This is a genomic window from Pseudomonas sp. GW822-FHT01E03 (assembly GCF_058802985.1).
Map to the genome: position 1 here is coordinate 47,434 of NZ_JBXAOQ010000013.1, position 18,510 is coordinate 65,943.

The window sequence follows — 18,510 nt, forward strand, 5'->3', positions numbered from 1 at the left end:
TTACTGGCTAACCACGGCGCTCTTGAATCCATCGCGAGCAAGCTCGCTCCTACACCTACAGAGTCAGGCGGTGATTTGGCTTTTACGATGGTCGACAAAAAACGCTTTGCCCTTGCCGATCCGGTCGGAGGCCTTGGGCATGTTCGCGGCCTGGGTGTCTTGTGCGTCGACGTACCAGTAGCAATGGCTGACAGCGCGGGTAATACCCACGTAGGCCAACCGCAGGATCTCGTCCTTCTGGGCATTGTCATAGGGCTCGCTGTCGCCGGCCTTACCCAGGCCCGCCATCCGGTAAACCTGATTTTTGTAAGGTGAACTGGTCAGGTGCTGGCAGTCGCCCAGCAAAAACACCGCATCGGCCTGGAGGCCCTTGGCGCTGTGATACGTCAACTGCTTGAGCCTGCGAGCCTCATACGGCAAGCTGGAATCAACATTAAGTACTGATTGAATATGCTCTTCTATCAATGACTTATCGCTACTTTTTCGATAAAGCATCAAGATCGAATCGCCCTTTCGGTAATGCTCCATCAGGCGTTTGGCCATGCCCTGGTCATCACGATCAAGGACGTTCACCGGCAGCAATGCCTTGGGTTCACCGCTGGCCTTGGCTTTCTTCCCGGCAATCGCCGGTGCTGCGCGCACGATGTGCTCGGCGGCATCGATGATGTGCTGGTGGCTGCGGTAGTTGTCGCTGAGCATGACCTTGGTGGTGCTCGGCGACGGGAACTCCTTGTTGAACTCCATGAAGTAGGTCGGCGAACTGCCGCGCCAACCATAGATGGACTGCCAGTCATCGCCCACACAGAGCAACGAGGAACGCTGGGCTGCGCGCCCGACGTGCATGGCCGGTCCGCGACTGCGGATCTCTGCCAGGCTGGCCCTGATCCAGGAGACGATCTGCGGCGAGACATCCTGGAATTCGTCGATCATCAGGTGTGACAGCGGCCGCAGCAGCTCATCGCCGAGCAGTTTGAAATTCTCCGGCGAATGTTCGCTGAACAGGGCGAACATTCGGTTGTAGGTCATGATCGGCGGCTTCTGATCCAGCAAATGATCTTCCAGCGCCCGCCAGTACAGACTCAAGGCTTCAAAGAAGAACCGGTCGGGATCGTCCTTGGCGAAACTCATCCGGGCCACGGCGCCCGGCACGTCCAGCCCGAGGTTTTCGATGAACCCGGCGGCGGCGACAAAACAATCGAGCAGTGGCGCTGAAGCGAGCTCGCCCTTGACCTTGTAATCGAAACCCGGCCCGGCGCTGGCATCACCGGCGAGCGAGGCCAGAACACGTTTTGATGATTCGTAACTATCTAGCCATATCAATGGCTTACGACAGAAAGCTTGAAACAGGGTGCGCTTTACTGCCCACTCTGCGCGCACCGACAGCTTGGCGTTTGGTCGCGTCACCTGCGGGTTCTCCCGAGGATCGAACCCCAACACCACCCAGGCATCCAGCGACGGGATGTAGCCGTGACAATGGAATGTCGAACCATTGATATCGAACGACTGGCGATTCGGTTCGATGCCCTTGATAGGCCAGGCACCGGCGCGAAACCACAGGTCCTCGATGGCGTCGCACAGCTCCTCGTCGCGCTTGGCCGCAAGCTCGGTAACGCCCATGCGTTTTTGCACATCCGGGTGATCGCGCTCCAGCTCCTTGAGTTGCAGCGCATGCCGGGACAATGGCTTGATCAACTCGCGAAAACGCTCATCGTCACGGTGCAGACGGTGATAGCAGGCGTTGAGCTGTTGGCGTTGGGCGTCGTTGATGCGCAGATCGAACGGATTGCTGTCGACCTCCTCGTCCCCCTGTGCAGCCCGCAGGCTGAGGTTCTCGAAAGCCTGCAAACGCTCGAAACCCGGAAGGCTGCGCACCATCGGCAGGATCCGCGAGTGAAAGGTGCGTACCAGATCCCGCGCCTCCTTGAAACTGATCCCGCGGCCCCAGAGCGCAAACAGTTCGATCAGCTTGTTGATGAAGTCCTTGCGCGACTCGCGGGTGAAGGTCACCACCGTCATCGAACTCAGCTCGAAGCCCAGGTAATGGGTCAGCAGCAGGATACGCAGCACCAGCGTGGTCGATTTGCCCGCACCGGCCCCCGCGATCACCGAGGTGGACGGGGTGTCGCTGAAGATCATTTTCCACTGTGCGGCACTGGGTTGGGCATGGGCCGGCAACAAGCGGGCGACATCGGCCTTCATGCGCTTCTTCAGCTCGGCGCTCAACGGCAGGCGCCAGTCGTCGAACAACAGGTCATCGACATTCGGTGGTCGGTGTTCAGTGCAGCGCGAGTCGCGGATCAGCAGAACCTGCCGGCCCTCCTCCAGCCCCTCGAGCTTGCCTTCCCTGTAGCCGTAATCGACCCCGGCGCTGTGACCACTGCGAAAACCGTCGGCCTGGCCATGCAACCACGACGCCCGATGCTGTGCGTGCAGGCGGGTCAGGCTGTAGCCGAAGAATCGGGCAAGCAATCGCTTGATCAGCGGCATCTCGGCCAAGGGGCGAAGTTCGGGAGGGAGATCGGGGGTGTGTTGCGGCACGCGGACTGACTCCAGGGTGTGAGGCTGTTGAGCGCTATGGTGTCTGCATTTGCCGTTGAGTTCTAGTGAATTGCTTATGACTCATTGGCTTATGCGATGAAGTGAAGGTTGGATGAGAAACTTTGGAAGTTATTTCATATCAATCCATTCGATAGGAATGCTGCATTTTTTACGCTTTTTATCGATTGTTGCCTGTTGGATGATGGCCGTCATCACTCACCGGTCTCGCTTCGTGGCCCAGGCGTTTCGCCCCATGACGAACCTTTTCTGGAGACGATCATGCTTGAACTCAGACCTTTCAACTCGCTCGGCGGTGCTCACCACGGCTGGTTGGATGCCCACCACCATTTTTCGTTCGCCGAATACTACGATCCCAAGCGCATGAACTGGGGCAACCTGCGGGTCTGGAATGACGACGTGATCGAGCCCGGCACCGGTTTCCCGCAACACCCGCACCGCGACATGGAAATCATCACCTATGTCCGCGAAGGCGCCATTACCCACCAGGACAACCTTGGCAACAAGGGGCGCACCGAAGCGGGTGACGTCCAGGTCATGAGCGCCGGTACCGGGATCGCCCACAGCGAGTACAACCTGGAAGCGACGCCGACCAGGATTTTCCAGATCTGGATCATCCCGAACGAGTCCGGCCTGGCGCCGTCCTGGGGCGCCAAGCCGTTCCCGAAAGGTAACCGCGAAGGTTTTGTCACCCTGGCCAGCGGCAAGGAAGGCGACGATCAGAGCCTGCGCATTCGGGCCGATGCCCGGCTGGTAGCCGCGAACCTCAAGGCCGGCGAATCCGCCGAGTATCACCTGGACAACGGTCGTCGCGCCTACCTGGTACCGGCCACGGGTGTCATTGAGGTCAATGGCTTGCGCGCACAAGCTCGAGACGGCGTAGCCGTTGCCGATGAGCAGGTGCTGCGGGTGACGGCCATCGAGGACAGCGAGATTGTTCTGGTGGATCTGGCTTGATTCGCTGAGCGCAATCGCAAATAAAAAGGGGCGACCGCATTGGTCACCCCCTTTAAGTGGCTGCAGCCAACCCCTGTGGGAGCGAGCTTGCTCGCGATGACGGCCTGGCATCCAACATTGATTTTGACTGACAGTCCGCTATCGCGAGCAAGCTCGCTCCCACAGGGTTATATGCAACTCCAGTGGGAATTACGCCGTTTATTTTGCGGAAATGGCACCATCCACCAGCGTTTGCGCCTCGGCCACCAGTTGCTTGAGGTGGTCGTCGCTGACAAAGCTTTCGGCGTAGATCTTGTAGATGTCTTCCGTGCCCGACGGACGCGCCGCAAACCAGCCGTTCTCGGTCATGACCTTGAGACCACCAATGGCCTGGTCATTGCCCGGTGCGTGGCTGAGGATGCTCTGGATCGGCTCACCGGCCAGTTGAGTCGAGGTGACCTGTTGCGGCGACAGCTTGCTCAGCAGCGCTTTCTGCTCCGGATTGGCCTTGGCGTCGACCCGTACCGAGAACGGCTCACCCAGTTCATCGGTCAAGGCGCGATACGCCTGACTCGGGTCGCGACCAGTCCGGGCCGTCATCTCGGCGGCCAGCAGGGCCGGAATCAAACCGTCCTTGTCGGTACTCCAGACACCGCCGTCCTTGCGCAGGAACGAGGCACCGGCGCTTTCTTCGCCGCCGAAACCCAGGGAGCCATCGAACAGGCCGTCGGCAAACCATTTGAAACCCACCGGCACTTCGTACAGGCGACGACCCAGGCGCTTGGCCACGCGATCGATCAGGCCGCTGCTGACCACGGTTTTACCCACGGCGGCATCGGCGCGCCATTGCGGACGATTCTGGAACAGGTAGTCGATGGCAACGGCGAGGTAGTTGTTCGGTGCCAGCAAGCCACCGGACGGCGTGACGATGCCATGGCGGTCGTGGTCCGGATCGCAGGCAAACGCCACGTCGAAGCGCTCTTTCAGGCCGATCAGGCCTTGCATGGCGTGGCTGGACGATGGGTCCATGCGGATCTGGCCGTCCCAGTCGACGGTCATGAAGCGGAAGGTCGGGTCGACCTCTTTGTTCACCACGTCCAGGTCCAGGCGGTAATGCTCGGCAATCGCCGACCAGTAGCGCACCCCTGCTCCACCCAGTGGATCGACACCCAGGCGCAGCTTGGCATCGCGGATCGCGTCGAAGTCGATCACGTTGATCAGGTCGGCGACATAGGTGTTGAGGTAATCGTGACGATGGGTAGTGCTGGCCTTAAGTGCCTGCTCGTAGCTGATGCGCTTGACGCCAGCGAGCTTGTTGGCCAGCAGTTCGTTGGCCTTGGCTTCGATCCACTTGGTGATGTGGGTATCGGCCGGGCCACCGTTGGTTGGGTTGTACTTGTAGCCACCGCTTTGCGGCGGGTTGTGGGACGGCGTGATGACAATGCCGTCCGCCAGGCCAGTGGTGCGTCCACGGTTGTAGCAGAGAATCGCATGGGAAATGGCCGGTGTCGGCGTGTACTCGTCACCTTCGGCGATCATCACGGTCACGCCGTTGGCTGCAAGTACCTCGAGGGCACTGGCGCCGGCCGGCGTGGACAGCGCGTGGGTGTCGATACCGACAAACAGCGGGCCATCGATGCCTTGAGCTTCGCGGTACAGGCAGATCGCCTGGCTGATCGCCAGCACGTGCCATTCATTGAAACTCAAGTCGAACGAGCTGCCACGGTGCCCCGACGTGCCGAAGGCAACGCGCTGGGTGGAAATCGCGGCATCAGGCTGGCCGGTGTAATAGGCCGTTACCAGTCGCGGGATGTCGACCAACAATTGTGCCGGTGCCGGTTTACCCGCAAAAGGACTGAGTGTCATGCAAAACCTCTGGAATAGAGTGGTTCAGGAATTGGGTCGCAGTTTACTGGCAGTTTGACCGCAAGGCGATGGGATCGATCCGCACAGTGGAGGTTGTTATTTTTTGTCTCACTCACTCACTCGATTGATTCCAGGCGCAGCGCATCCCCCAGCAATCCCAGCGCGGCCGCCAGATTGTGATCGCCGCCGAAGGTATGGCTCAGGCGCAGATGCTGTCCGTGCAGACCGTGGAGGCTGAACAACTCGCCTGGTGCGATGACCACCTGATGCGCCAGCAGGCGCTGGAACACACGACGGACATTGACCCGACGCAACGAGCGCATCCAGATCGTTGCACCCCCTTGCGGCTCGACGAAATGCAAGGCATCACCCAATCGCTCCTGTAACAACAGGGTCATTTGATTCTTGCGGTCATTGAGCAGCCGCCGCAGCACCAGCAGGTGTTGGTCAATGCGACCGCTGCTATACAAACGGGCAATGGCTTTCTGGCGTATCGGCGAGAGTCGGAAGGACCGCAGCAGAAAGTGCCGTTGCAACTCGGCGCTCAAATGCCTTGAAAGCAAAAAACCGTAGGGCGCTTCAGGTCCGATGACTTTCTCGAACGTGGAAAACACCATCAGCCGTTCAGGGTCCAGCAAGTCTCGAAAGCGCAGGGTGCCCAGATCGAATCCGAGTTCGCCATAACAGTCGTTTTCCAGCACCCAACTGTCATGCGCGGCCAGCAGCCGGGCAATGGCCTGTCTGTTGTGGTCAGGCGCCAGACTGCCACGGGGCATGTTCAGGGCCGATGACAGCATCACCAGCCTTACCGGTTCGGTATCGAGCAGCATTTCAAGACGTACCGGATCCAGACAGGCATCGGCTTGCACGGGCAACTCGATCACCCGCACGCAGGCGGCTTGAAACAAACGCAGGATCGTCCAGTCGCACGGCGATTCGACCACCACCGTGGCGTCTTTCAAGCCCAGCACGGCGATCAGGATTTCCAGTACACCGCGCAGGTCGGCGCCGATGTAGACATCATCGGCGTGCCAGTAACGCATGGGAGACGTGGTGTAGCGTGCTGCCAGGGCGGCGCGCAATTCGAGTTCGCCGCAGGGTTGCGAAGGCGACTGCGGCTGGCGGGGATACTGGCGCAGCAACTCCCGCTCCAGCAGCAACAAAGGACTGTCCAGTGGCTGCAATAACGCCGGTTCATCGGCGCTCAGGACCAGCATCCCCGGGCGCCTGGCATTGACGTAGACCGCTTCCAGCAAGTCGCTCCCGCTGTCCTGCAGGTTGATTGCGGACACTGGCAATGCGTAGTAACCGGACTTGGCCACCGAATACACCCGCCCTTCTTTCTCCAGCAGCGAATAGGCGTACTGAATGGTCGAGATCGACACATTCAGACGCTCAGCCAGGTGCCGCAGCGACGGCAGCCGGATGCGCGAATCCCCTTCAGACTCGTTGATCAGGCTGACCAGGTATCGATAAACCGCTTGATAGGCGAAATCCGTTTCCCGTGGACCTTTCATCGGCGAAGGCCATTTGCATTGACTGAAAATCCGCCCACGTTCAGTGACCCGCTGACCATTCATCCACCAACGTGCTGTCAGCATCAGGATCGTCCAGCGCATTTTGCGACACGGCCCTTGGGATGATTGCTTCAGCCGCCCCGCCAGCGTCTGCGGGCGTCCACTCCATGCGGTAAAGCTGGCCAATCAGGCTGACGGGCAATCCGCTGACATCAATCATCCATTGCATGATCTGTTCGGCGACCGGGTGCCCCTGCATGGCCTTGTGCAACTCGGGCATGGCCACCAGCATGCCCGGATGGCACTGACGCAGAAAACGCTCGAGCCCCGCACCTTTTTCGGTAAAGGGCGCAAACAGCAGGCACACCAGTTGTGCTTCGCTCAGGCCCAGATTCTTTTGTGCCTCGGCCGCCGCTCGGGCGCGCAGTTCGACCAGTGTCGCCGGATTGCCGAAGACCTCGATGGCCTGCTCGCACAATCGCTCGGGCAAGTGCTTGCGGCGCATCATCACCAAGGCCCGTTGCAGGTATTGCGCAACACCGGATTCGTAATTGCGATTCTGCACGAAGCACGCATGCAACCCTCGGACGTGCGCCGTGATCGACGGGCTGACGAATTCGTTGTCGCTGATCTGCGCGGACAGTTCGTCAGGCTGGAAGCCGAGAAACTCCGTCAACAATGGCCAACGCTCTTCCAGGTTGCTGACCAGCAGGTCGTGAATGTCGATGCAGGCCGTACGACGGCAGGTTTCGAAGCGCTCTTGCGGACGCCACCGGGCCTGGCCGTAATCGGCGTAGAACCCGTGATAACAGTCGCTGCCCAGTTCATCGAGCAATGCAAACAACCCAGCATAGCCCGGCTCGCCCGCAGGCGAAGGCTCGAGCCCTGCCTTGGTGGCGGCGCGCCTCAAGCCGTCGATGAACTGCTTTTGCTGACGTGGCGTGTCACTGATGAGCAAGGCGTCGACACCGCCGTCCCAGCGAGCGATTTGTCCGTAGAACTCTCCCGTGGCCAGATAACCGTCATCCCAAAGGTCGAACCCGCCGCGCCACTCCCGGCGATGGCCGATCAGCAGCAGGTTCAGGCGGCTGGACTCGCGGCCGGCGTCGGAGATCGGCGTCAGGTGGTTGAACGGCAAGACTTCCCGATCATCGACCATCAGTACCTCGACCCGGGGATCGTCATAGACAAACAATGCGCTGTTGGTCCTGTGCATGTTTTCCACGGCCGCGCCGCTTGTGCCGTTCAACCGTAACGAGGCGATGCGCAACTGGAATGTCGCCGGTGTCCGCGTGGCGATGGTCAACTGTGCAGCACGCAACAAAGCCAGGGTGTAGCAGTTGTCACGAGCCCCGGACTGGATCGCCAACACCTTGTAATCGCCAATGTGCTCCATGCCCCCGGCCGCTACTGCCAGGCGCTGAATCAACAATTGCAATGCAGTGCGTTCGGCACGGGAGAAAAAACCCAGCAATCGCTGCAGCACTTGTTGATAGACATAGTTCATCGCTTGGTCATGGATGCTGGTCATCTTTATTTACCTGATACTCGTAAGTTCAATATCGTGCAGACAGCAAATCCCGTTGGACTGTCGGCGCGAATGGAGTCATGGACTTTATTGCCAAATGCTAACACTTGAATTTTCTTGAAATCATTTGAAACGATCGCAACACCCCCTCGACTTAACGACAGAGGTGAGGCTGGAGCGCCCTGCTGGCAAGGGTTTGCTGATTTGAAACCGGAGTCCTAGGAAATATCTGACAAAGTCCCACAGACACTTAATACAAGAAATAAGGAAGGAAGTTGCAGCTGTCTTTTTGCCAACTAGCCAACGGCCAACTAATTTGGAGATTTGCACCGATGGCGCACATTGAAAAGTTTCAGCCTGACACCCGGCCATGACTCATTCCTTGAGATGAAAGTAATCATTCAATTATCAGGGCTTAGTGGCTGATTAGAAGCTACAGATTACGGGCAAAAACCAGTTCAGTTGCTGGACCGGCCTGCTGATCGACGGCTTTCGGGGGGCTCAAACGAAAGAGTCCGTGTGGGCACGGACTCTTGGGAGGACTGTAAGTGCTACGCCGGCTCGACCTGCAGCGCGACCCGTTCGCGACACGGGCATTCGTCCATGTAGCGGTGTGCTTCGACAAACTCGGCAAACGGGAAGACCCGAGTCTTGAGCGGCAGCAGAACGCGGTCAGCGGTCAGCTGGTTGATGTCGCGCAAGGCACGTTGCAGTGCGGCCTGGTCCTGGGTGATGCCCAGTTCCGGCTTGCCCGTGAAGTTGCCGATGCAGTGCACGAAGAACTGAATGTTCTTCTGGAACGCTGCGCAGGCCGGGAAAGGTGTCTGGTTGCCACCTTGCAGGCCGTACAGCACCAGGCTGCCGCGAGGCGCCAGCACATCGCCCAGCAACGACATCTGCGGACCGCCCAAACCATCGAACACCACATCTACGCCACGGTTATCGGTGATTTTGTTGATCCGCATCAGCAGATCTTCTTCCTCGGTGACGATCACTTTCTCGGCACCCAGCGACAACAGGTATTCACGTTCCTCCTCGGTCTTGGTCGCGGCGATCACTCGAACACCCAAGGCCTTGCCCAGTTGTACGAACGAAGGTCCGGCGCAATGACTCGCGTCAGTCACCAGAACAAATTGCCCGGGCTTGACCCGTGCCAGATCGGCATAAGCGAAATAGGCGATCAACAACGGCGTGTAGTGCACGCTCGCTTCAATCGGGGTAAGCACATCCGGATAACGGGTGACTGCCGAGCGCGGCAGAACGATCTGCTCGCCGTAGACCGGATAGTCGTTCGGGCTTTGGGCCGGAAAGCTGGCGACCTTGTCACCGACCTCCAGGTCATCGACGCCATCACCGACAGCGGTGACGATACCGGCCATCTCCTGGCCAAGGCCTGAAGGCAGTCGGGCATGGGACGGGGCCAGGTTCTGACGCCAGAGAGTGTCATACCAACTGATGCCGATCGCCTCGACGCGCACCTGCACTTCGCCCGGTGCAGGCAGAGCCGTCGCATGCTCTTCGCATTTGAGCACCTCGGCTGGACCAAACTTGTGAAAACGTATCGTGCGGGACATCGCAAACCTCGCCAAATAAACCTCTAATGCCATGAACTCTAGCCGGGCTTTCAACCCAACACTATCTGTGGCTATTAATAGTCGACATGCCTGTCATTGATTCCGCAGCGGCGGCAACATCGTCAAATGTCGTAAGAAACCGAAGCAGCCTATGTAGGAAAAACTGAATTACCCGGTGCAGAGTACCAGTCTTTCCCCGTAATATTCCTGCTGGCCATTGTTCTCATATGGCCGCCCACGTCAAGCTTGCTGACTCTGCCAGGACTCCAGATGAATCGTAATGACCTGCGTCGTGTCGACCTGAACCTGTTGATCGTTTTCGAAACATTGATGCACGAACGCAGCGTGACCCGTGCTGCGGAAAAACTGTTCCTCGGCCAGCCAGCCATCAGTGCGGCGCTCTCGCGCCTGCGCGGCCTGTTCGATGATCCTTTGTTTGTGCGTACCGGCCGCAGCATGGAGCCGTCCGCCAGGGCGGTCGAGATCTTCGCCCTGCTCTCCCCGGCACTGGATTCGATTTCCACCGCCGTCAGCCGTGCGGCCGAGTTCGATCCTGCCACAAGTACCGCCGTGTTCCGCATCGGCCTTTCGGACGACGTCGAGTTCGCCTTGCTGCCAATGCTGCTCAAGCGCCTGCGTGCCGAATCCCCGGGGATTGTGCTGGTGGTACGTCGGGTCAACTACATCCTGATGCCGGGGTTGCTGGCATCCGGTGAGATATCCATCGGTGTCAGTTACACCACCGACCTGCCGGCCAACGCCAAACGCAAGGTACTGCGTCGCAGCCAACCGAAGCTGTTGCGCGCCGACACCGTGCCGGGGCCGTTGAGCCTGGATGATTACTGCGCTCGCCCCCATGCACTGGTGTCGTTCGCCGGCGACCTCAGCGGCTTCATCGATGAAGAGCTGGAAAAGCTCGGGCGCAAACGGCATGTGGTGCTCGCCGTTCCGCAGTTCAACGGGTTGAGCACCCTGCTCGCGGGCACCGACATCGTCGCGACGGTGCCGGACTACACGGCCGATGCGCTGACTGCCGCTGGCGGTGTGCGGGCCGAAGATCCGCCGTTGCCGGTGCGCAGTTTCGAGTTGCACATGGCGTGGCGCGGGTCCCAGGATAATGATCCGGGGGAGCGCTGGTTGCGGTCGCGGATTCAGATGTTTTTCGGGGATCCGGATAGCTTGGCCTGATCCGGATTGTGTAGAAGGCTGCCGGCCTCTTCGCGGGCAAGCCCGCTCCCACAGGGATCTGGGAACGACGAAGATCCCTGTGGGAGCGAGCTTGCTCGCGATGGCCGCGACACGGTTCCAGATCTGACTATTGCATCCAATGCAACACACAATTGTCATCAATCCAGTTGATGACGACCGAACACAAGGCGCAGGCTAGAGGGCTGGCTTGGGTCTTATATCATTCCGGATGATAGTTACCTTCGCCCCATTCGATTCGTGAGATACAAACCCGCCGCGCATCATTCGCCAATCTCAACACATTGGCGGATGCATCCATGGAACAGTCACTCAAACATTTGCGCTTCCCGTTGGCTTTGTTGGCCGTAGTGGTGATCAGCGCTTGCGGCAAGGCCCCGGAAACCGCCGCCAGCATGCCAGCGGCCAAGGTCAGCGTGGCCAAGGTGCTGGAACAGCCGGTCAACGAATGGGACGAGTTCACCGGCCGTCTCGAAGCGCCGGAAACCGTCGAGATTCGTCCACGGGTCTCCGGCCAGATCGATGAAGTGGCGTTCACAGAAGGCGCCCTGGTCAAGAAAGGCGACCTGCTGTTCCAGATCGACCCGCGTCCGTTCCAGGCTGAGGTCCGCCGCCTTGAAGCACTGGTTGCACAATCGCGCGCCAATGCCACCCGCAGCGAAAACGAAGCCCAACGCGGTGAGCGCCTGCGCACCAGCAACGCGATTTCCGCCGAACTGGCCGACTCGCGGACCAGCGCCGCCCAGGAAGCCCGCGCCGCGGTCGGCGCCCTGCAAGCGCAGCTGGATCTGGCCAGGCTGAACCTGAGCTTTACTCGTGTGACTGCTCCAATCAGCGGCCGCGTCAGCCGTGCGGAAATCACCGCCGGCAACCTGGTGACTGCCGACACCACCCCGCTGACCAGCGTGGTCTCTACTGACAAGGTGTACGCCTATTTCGACGCGGACGAACGTGTGTTCCTCAAGTACACCGAGCTCGCTCGCCAGGGCAAGCGCGGCGCCACCACCCCGGTCTACATGGGCCTGTCCAACGAGGACGGCAACCCGCACCAGGGCGTGATGAACTTCGTCGACAACCAGGTCAACCCGAAGACCGGCACCATTCGTGGGCGCGCCGTGTTCGACAACAGCGATGGCAGCTACACCCCGGGCCTGTATGCACGCCTGAAACTGGTGGGCAGCGGCACTTACAGCGCCATGCTGATCAATGACGAAGCGGTCGGCACCGACCTGGGCAAGAAGTTCGTGCTGGTGATGGATGCCGACAACAAGACCGCCTACCGCGCGGTGGAGCTGGGTCCGAAGATCGAAGGTCTGCGCATCGTGCGCAATGGCCTGAATAAGGACGACACCATCATCGTCAAGGGCCTGCAACGGGTGCGCCCTGGCTCACCGGTCACCCCTGAAGTGATTCCGATGGCCAGCGAACAAACCCTCGCGGCACTCGCACAACAACGCCAAGCGCTGGAAGCCAGCAACCTGCCCCAAGTCGCGCCTGCCAGGGTTGCGCCGGGCACGGCTGTGAAACTGGCCGCCACGACCCCACGCGGTTAAGGGATTTTTACGATGAATTTTTCCCAATTCTTCATTTCACGGCCGATCTTTGCAGCGGTACTTTCGCTGCTGATCCTGATCGCCGGCGCCATCTCGCTGTTCCAGCTGCCGATCAGCGAATACCCGGAAGTGGTACCGCCGACCGTTGTGGTTCGTGCCAACTTCCCGGGTGCCAACCCAAAAGTCATCGGTGAAACCGTGGCCGCTCCACTGGAGCAAGCCATCACCGGTGTCGAGAACATGCTGTACATGTCCTCGCAGTCCACCGCTGACGGCAAGATCACCCTGACCATCACCTTTGCGCTGGGCACTGACCTGGACAACGCACAGGTGCAGGTGCAGAACCGTGTGACGCGGACCGAGCCAAAACTTCCCGAGGAAGTGACGCGCATCGGTATCACCGTGGACAAGGCTTCGCCCGACCTGACCATGGTTGTGCACTTGACCTCGCCAGACAAACGCTACGACATGCTCTACCTGTCCAACTACGCCTTGCTCAACATCAAGGATGAGCTGGCGCGTCTGGGTGGTGTCGGTGATGTGCAGTTGTTTGGCATGGGCGATTACTCCCTGCGTGTCTGGCTCGACCCGAACAAGACCGCTTCGCGCAACCTGACCGCCACCGATGTGGTCACGGCGATTCGTGAGCAGAACCGTCAAGTGGCGGCTGGTGCCTTGGGTGCGCCGCCTGCACCGAATGCCACGGCCTTCCAGTTGTCGGTCAACACCCAGGGCCGTCTGGTTTCCGAGGAAGAGTTCGAGAACATCATCATTCGCTCTGGCGACAACGGTGAAATCACTCGCCTCAAAGACATCGCTCGCGTCGAGCTGGGCTCCAGCCAGTACGCCCTGCGTTCGTTGCTGAACAACCAGCCGGCGGTGGCGATCCCGATCTTCCAGCGTCCGGGTTCCAACGCCATCGAAATCTCCAACGAAGTGCGGTCGAAAATGGCCGAACTGAAGAAGAACTTCCCCGAAGGCATGGACTTCAGCATCGTCTATGACCCGACGATCTTCGTGCGCGGCTCCATCGAAGCGGTGGTTCACACCCTCTTCGAAGCACTGATCCTCGTGGTACTCGTGGTGATCCTGTTCCTGCAAACCTGGCGCGCCTCGATCATTCCGCTGGTCGCTGTGCCGGTATCGCTGATCGGTACCTTTGCCGTGATGCATCTGTTTGGCTTCTCACTCAACGCCCTGTCGCTGTTCGGCCTGGTATTGGCGATCGGTATCGTGGTGGACGACGCCATCGTGGTGGTGGAGAACGTCGAGCGGAACATCGAACTCGGATTGACCCCGGTTGAAGCGACCAAAAAAGCCATGGGCGAGGTAACCGGCCCGATCATCGCCACGGCGCTGGTGCTGTGTGCGGTATTCGTTCCGGCGGCGTTCATTTCCGGTCTGACCGGCCAGTTCTACAAACAGTTCGCCCTGACCATCGCGATTTCCACGGTGATCTCGGCCTTCAACTCCCTGACCCTGTCGCCGGCGCTGGCCGCGGTATTGCTCAAGGGCCACGACGCGCCGAAGGACCGTTTCTCCAAGGTGCTGGACAAGATTTTCGGTGGCTGGTTGTTCCGTCCGTTCAACCGCTTCTTTGAAAAGGCCAGCCATGGTTATGTCGGCACCGTTGCCCGCGTGATCCGCTCAAGCGGTATCGCCCTGCTGCTGTACGCCGGCCTGATGGTCCTGACCTTCTTCGGTTTCTCCAGCACCCCGACCGGTTTCGTCCCCGGCCAGGACAAGCAATACCTGGTGGCCTTCGCGCAACTGCCGGATGCCTCGAGCCTGGACCGTACCGAAGACGTGATCAAGCGCATGTCCGAGCTGGCGCTGAAACAGCCCGGCGTGGAAAGCGCCGTGGCCTTCCCGGGCCTGTCGATCAACGGTTTCACCAACAGTCCGAACGCCGGCATCGTGTTCGTGACCCTCAAACCGTTCGACGAACGTAAAGACCCGAGCATGTCCGCCGGTGCGATTGCCGGTGCCTTGAACGGCCAGTACGCGAATATCCAGGAAGCCTACATGGCGATCTTCCCGCCGCCGCCGGTACAAGGCCTGGGCACCATCGGTGGTTTCCGCCTGCAGATCGAAGACCGGGGCAACCTGGGCTACGAAGAGCTGTACAAGGAAACCATGAACATCATCAACAAGAGCCACAACGTGCCGGAACTGGCCGGCCTGTTCACCAGCTACACCGTGAACGTGCCCCAGGTCGATGCCGCCATCGACCGGGAAAAAGCCAAGACCCACGGCGTGGCCGTCAGCGACATCTTCGACACCCTGCAGATCTACCTGGGTTCGCTGTATGCCAACGACTTCAACCGCTTTGGTCGCACCTATCAGGTCAACGTTCAGGCCGAACAACAGTTCCGCCTCGAATCCGACCAGATCGGCCAGCTGAAAGTGCGTAACAACAAGGGCGAGATGATCCCGCTGGCGACCTTCATCAAGGTCAGCGACACCTCGGGCCCGGACCGCGTGATGCACTACAACGGCTTCATCACCGCTGAAATCAACGGTGCGGCAGCCCCCGGCTATAGCTCCGGCCAGGCCGAAAAAGCCATCGAGAAACTGCTCAAGGAAGAACTGCCCAACGGCATGACCTACGAATGGACCGACCTGACCTACCAGCAGATCCTGTCCGGTAACACCGCACTGTTCGTGTTCCCGCTCTGTGTGCTGCTGGCGTTCCTGGTACTGGCGGCTCAATACGAAAGCTGGAGTCTGCCACTGGCGGTGATCCTGATCGTACCGATGACCCTGCTGTCGGCCATCACCGGTGTGATCGCCTCCGGCGGTGACAACAACATCTTTACCCAGATCGGTTTGATCGTCTTGGTGGGGCTTGCCTGCAAGAACGCGATCCTGATCGTCGAGTTCGCCAAGGATAAACAGGAGGAAGGCTTGAGCCCGCTGGCTGCGGTCCTGGAAGCGTGCCGTCTGCGTCTGCGGCCGATCCTGATGACCTCCTTCGCGTTCATCATGGGTGTGGTGCCCCTGGTGTTCTCCAGCGGCGCCGGTGCCGAAATGCGCCACGCCATGGGTGTCGCGGTGTTCTCCGGGATGCTTGGGGTGACCTTCTTCGGTCTGTTGCTGACGCCGGTGTTCTACGTACTGATCCGTAACTTTGTCGAGCGCGGCCAGGCACGCAAAGCTGCCAAGGCCACCCTGAAGCTGGAGTCGCACTGATGAGTTTGAAAGCCTTCCTGCCGAGCCTGCTGGTACTGGCCCTGAGTGCCTGTGCCGTGGGCCCGGACTACAAGACGCCAACCACCGAGGCGGCCAACATCACGGCCGCCACCGATGGCGCCGCCGGCCAGAAGAACTTTGACCGTTCGCGTTTCGAAGGCATCTGGTGGCAGCAGTTCGAAGACCCGACCCTCAACCAGTTGGTGACGCAATCCCTGCAAGGCAACCGTGATCTGCGCGTCGCCTTCGCCCGCTGGAAAGCGGCGCGGGCGATCCGCGATGACGTCAGCAACGACGCCATGCCGACCATCACCAGCCGCGTCAGCAGTGACCTGGGCAAAGGCCAGATTCCGGGCCAGACCACCGACCGGGTCAACAGCGAACGCTATGATCTGGGCCTGGACATGGCCTGGGAAATCGACTTGTTCGGTCGCATCCAGCGCAACCTGGAGTCGGCCAACTCCGAGCAACAGGCATTCGAGGCCGATCTGTACCAACTGCAAGTCACCATGATTGCCGAACTGGTGGACTCCTACGGGCAACTGCGCGGCGCGCAGTTGCGGGAGAAAATTGCCCTGGCCAACCTGGAAAACCAGCAGGAGTCGCGCAAGATCACCATCAGCCTGCGTGATGCCGGCGTCGGCGACCAGCTCGATGTGGAGCGCGCCGACGCGCGACTGGCGTCGGTCGAAGCCAGCGTTCCGCAATTGCAGGCCGAACAGGTTCGGCAGAAAAACCGTATCGCCACCCTGCTGGGTGAACGTCCGGACAAGCTGACCGTGGACCTGAGCCCGAAAGACCTGCCGGCGATTGCCAAGGCCTTGCCGATCGGCGATCCGGGTGAACTGCTGCAACGCCGTCCGGACATTCGCAGTGCCGAACGCCAACTGGCCTCGGCCACCGCGCGTATCGGCGTGGCCAAGGCGGATCTGTTCCCGCGGGTCAGCCTCAGCGGCTTCCTCGGCTGGACTGCTGGGCGTGGTTCGCAGATTGGTTCTTCGGCGGCCAACGCCTGGGCGCTGGGCCCGAGCATCACCTGGGCCGCGTTTGACCTGGGTAGCGTAAAAGCCCGCATACGTGGCGCCGACGCCGATGCCGAAGGCGCCCTGGCGACTTACGAGCAGCAAGTGTTGCTGGCCCTGGAAGAATCGGAAAACGCTTTCAGCGACTACGGCAAACGCCAACAGCGCCTGATCTCGCTGATTCGCCAGAGCGAGTCCAGCCGCTCGGCTGCCGACCTGGCGCAAATCCGCTACCGCGAAGGCACGTCCGATTTCCTCGTACTGCTTGATGCGCAGCGTGAACGCCTGGCAGCCGAAGACACCCAGGCCCAGGCCGAGGTTGACCTGTATCGCGGCATCGTCGCGATCTACAAGGCCCTCGGTGGTGGCTGGCAGCCGGAGACGGTCGCGAGCAAGTAATACAGTTTCAAAGTGCTCCTTTGGTTGGCCGCAACCAACCAATTTCCTTGCCCTGCGTCTCATTCGGTCGCGGGGCTTTTTTTTGCCTTTCAAAGCAATGCATCCCCCTTGTAGGAGCGAGCTTGCTCGCGAAAAACCAAAGAACACCGCGCTAATTCAGGCTGCCCGCGTCATCGTTGACCACCCTCGCGAGCGGGCTCGCTCCTACAGGGATCAGGGGTGTTCCTGGACGGTCACCGTCGCGGTGGTCCCGGCGCGCAATTTGTCTTTACCGGCATAGTCGGCATCGATCTCGATCCGCACCGGCACCCGTTGCGCCAATTTGATCCAGGTGTAGCTGGGGTTAATGCTGGCCAGCAGACGGCCGCCCGGCAGGTTTTCCCGGTCGGCAATGGCGAAGGCAATACTCTGCACTTTGCCGCCGAACGTTTCGCCACTCATCAACTCGATCTTGACCCGGTCACCCTCCCCGATCCGCGGCAACTTGGTTTCTTCGAAGTAACCACTGACATAGAACGACTCGCTGTCCACCAGCGCAAGCAATGGGCCACCTGCCGAGGCGTAATCACCCTCCCGGGTCAGCAGATTGGTGACATAGCCGGTCACCGGGGAGACGACATGGGTACGCTGCAAGTCGAGCTCGGACTGGGTCAATGCCGCGATGGCCAGTTGCACGTTGGCCTGGGCCAACACCAGACTGGCCTGATTACGCATCAAGTCGGCCTGGGCCACCGACACGTCGGTGCTGGCTTTCTCCCACTCTTCGCCGGAAATCGCTGAACGATCCTTGAGCGTGCGCCGGCGCTGCTCCTCGCTCTGACGTTGTTTGAGCAATGCTTCGCTGGAGATAATCGCCGCCTGGGCCTGCCCGAGTGAGGCTTTCGCCACCTCCACCGCGCGTCTGGCATGCTCCACCGCCAGGGTGTAACGCGCCGGATCGATCTCCAGCAGCGCCTGGCCCTTGCTCACATGTTGGTTGTCCTGCACGGCCAGGCTGACGATTCGCCCCGAAACGTCGGCGGACAAGGTCACCACATCGGCACGCACCCGGGCATCCCGGGTCCAGGGTGCGCGGGTGTAATGCTCCCAGGCGAACCAGCCCAGAATGAAGGCCAGCAATACCACCGCCACCGTCGTGAGTCGGGAAAGGATGTTCTTCAA

The 18,510-nt window shown here is 60.2% G+C and carries 11 protein-coding genes; 5 read left to right on the top strand and 6 right to left on the bottom strand.

The features are described 5' to 3' along the window. Positions 1–63: 63 nt before the first annotated feature. Positions 64–2,538 (bottom strand): UvrD-helicase domain-containing protein, encoded by a 2,475-nt coding sequence (locus tag AC1RP7_RS23590; protein ID WP_493180926.1) that lies wholly within the window; start codon positions 2,536–2,538, stop codon positions 64–66. A 279-nt stretch (positions 2,539–2,817) separates the two neighbouring features. On the opposite strand from AC1RP7_RS23590, the gene AC1RP7_RS23595 reads away from it, so the two are divergent. Then, positions 2,818–3,513: a pirin family protein gene (locus tag AC1RP7_RS23595; protein WP_218495763.1), complete on the top strand. Its 696-nt coding sequence runs from the start codon at positions 2,818–2,820 to the stop codon at positions 3,511–3,513. Positions 3,514–3,711: 198 nt separating this feature from the next. Here the strand turns inward: AC1RP7_RS23595 and pgm are convergent, their stop codons facing one another. The 4 genes from pgm to AC1RP7_RS23615 all read right to left on the bottom strand — a co-directional run bounded on the left by pgm (position 3,712) and on the right by AC1RP7_RS23615 (position 9,977). Then, positions 3,712–5,358 carry a phosphoglucomutase (alpha-D-glucose-1,6-bisphosphate-dependent) gene (gene pgm, locus AC1RP7_RS23600; protein WP_218495762.1) on the bottom strand — a complete coding sequence of 549 codons (1,647 nt, stop codon included), beginning with the start codon at positions 5,356–5,358 and terminating at the stop codon, positions 3,712–3,714. A 116-nt stretch (positions 5,359–5,474) separates the two neighbouring features. Further along, positions 5,475–6,875: an aminotransferase-like domain-containing protein gene (locus tag AC1RP7_RS23605; protein WP_493181018.1), complete on the bottom strand. Its 1,401-nt coding sequence runs from the start codon at positions 6,873–6,875 to the stop codon at positions 5,475–5,477. 40 nt (positions 6,876–6,915) lie between these two features. Then, entirely contained in the window at positions 6,916–8,406 is a 1,491-nt protein-coding gene (locus AC1RP7_RS23610; protein WP_493180927.1) for a hypothetical protein, read from the bottom strand. Between the two features lie 548 nt (positions 8,407–8,954). Next, positions 8,955–9,977 (bottom strand): zinc-dependent alcohol dehydrogenase family protein, encoded by a 1,023-nt coding sequence (locus AC1RP7_RS23615; RefSeq protein ID WP_090455285.1) that lies wholly within the window; start codon positions 9,975–9,977, stop codon positions 8,955–8,957. Between the two features lie 270 nt (positions 9,978–10,247). Between AC1RP7_RS23615 and AC1RP7_RS23620 the strand changes: the two genes are divergently transcribed. The 4 genes from AC1RP7_RS23620 to AC1RP7_RS23635 all read left to right on the top strand — a co-directional run bounded on the left by AC1RP7_RS23620 (position 10,248) and on the right by AC1RP7_RS23635 (position 17,349). Then, a complete protein-coding gene (locus AC1RP7_RS23620; protein ID WP_090455287.1) occupies positions 10,248–11,165 on the top strand; it encodes a LysR family transcriptional regulator in 918 nt (305 codons plus the stop codon). 317 nt (positions 11,166–11,482) lie between these two features. Continuing rightward, entirely contained in the window at positions 11,483–12,736 is a 1,254-nt protein-coding gene (mexE, locus tag AC1RP7_RS23625) for a multidrug efflux RND transporter periplasmic adaptor subunit MexE (RefSeq protein WP_057714781.1), read from the top strand. A gap of 12 nt (positions 12,737–12,748) precedes the next feature. Then, on the top strand, positions 12,749–15,928 hold the full coding sequence (locus AC1RP7_RS23630) for an efflux RND transporter permease subunit (RefSeq protein ID WP_057714780.1): 3,180 nt from the start codon (positions 12,749–12,751) through the stop codon (positions 15,926–15,928). Beyond that, a complete protein-coding gene (locus AC1RP7_RS23635) occupies positions 15,928–17,349 on the top strand; it encodes an efflux transporter outer membrane subunit (protein WP_493180928.1) in 1,422 nt (473 codons plus the stop codon). The genes AC1RP7_RS23630 and AC1RP7_RS23635 overlap by 1 nt, the downstream gene beginning before the upstream one ends. 213 nt (positions 17,350–17,562) lie before the next feature. Here AC1RP7_RS23635 and AC1RP7_RS23640 read toward each other — a convergent pair whose 3' ends face one another. After that, positions 17,563–18,510, bottom strand: coding sequence for an HlyD family secretion protein (locus AC1RP7_RS23640; protein WP_223502544.1), 948 nt, complete (start codon positions 18,508–18,510; stop codon positions 17,563–17,565).

Coding starts and splice junctions, on each gene's coding strand:
- AC1RP7_RS23620 (WP_090455287.1), top strand. CDS start 10,248: ATGAATCGTAATGACCTGCGTCGTGTCGACCTGAACCTGTTGATCGTT.
- AC1RP7_RS23615 (WP_090455285.1), bottom strand. CDS start 9,977: ATGTCCCGCACGATACGTTTTCACAAGTTTGGTCCAGCCGAGGTGCTC.
- AC1RP7_RS23605 (WP_493181018.1), bottom strand. CDS start 6,875: ATGAAAGGTCCACGGGAAACGGATTTCGCCTATCAAGCGGTTTATCGA.
- AC1RP7_RS23595 (WP_218495763.1), top strand. CDS start 2,818: ATGCTTGAACTCAGACCTTTCAACTCGCTCGGCGGTGCTCACCACGGC.
- AC1RP7_RS23635 (WP_493180928.1), top strand. CDS start 15,928: ATGAGTTTGAAAGCCTTCCTGCCGAGCCTGCTGGTACTGGCCCTGAGT.
- AC1RP7_RS23630 (WP_057714780.1), top strand. CDS start 12,749: ATGAATTTTTCCCAATTCTTCATTTCACGGCCGATCTTTGCAGCGGTA.
- pgm (WP_218495762.1), bottom strand. CDS start 5,358: ATGACACTCAGTCCTTTTGCGGGTAAACCGGCACCGGCACAATTGTTG.
- AC1RP7_RS23610 (WP_493180927.1), bottom strand. CDS start 8,406: ATGACCAGCATCCATGACCAAGCGATGAACTATGTCTATCAACAAGTG.
- mexE (WP_057714781.1), top strand. CDS start 11,483: ATGGAACAGTCACTCAAACATTTGCGCTTCCCGTTGGCTTTGTTGGCC.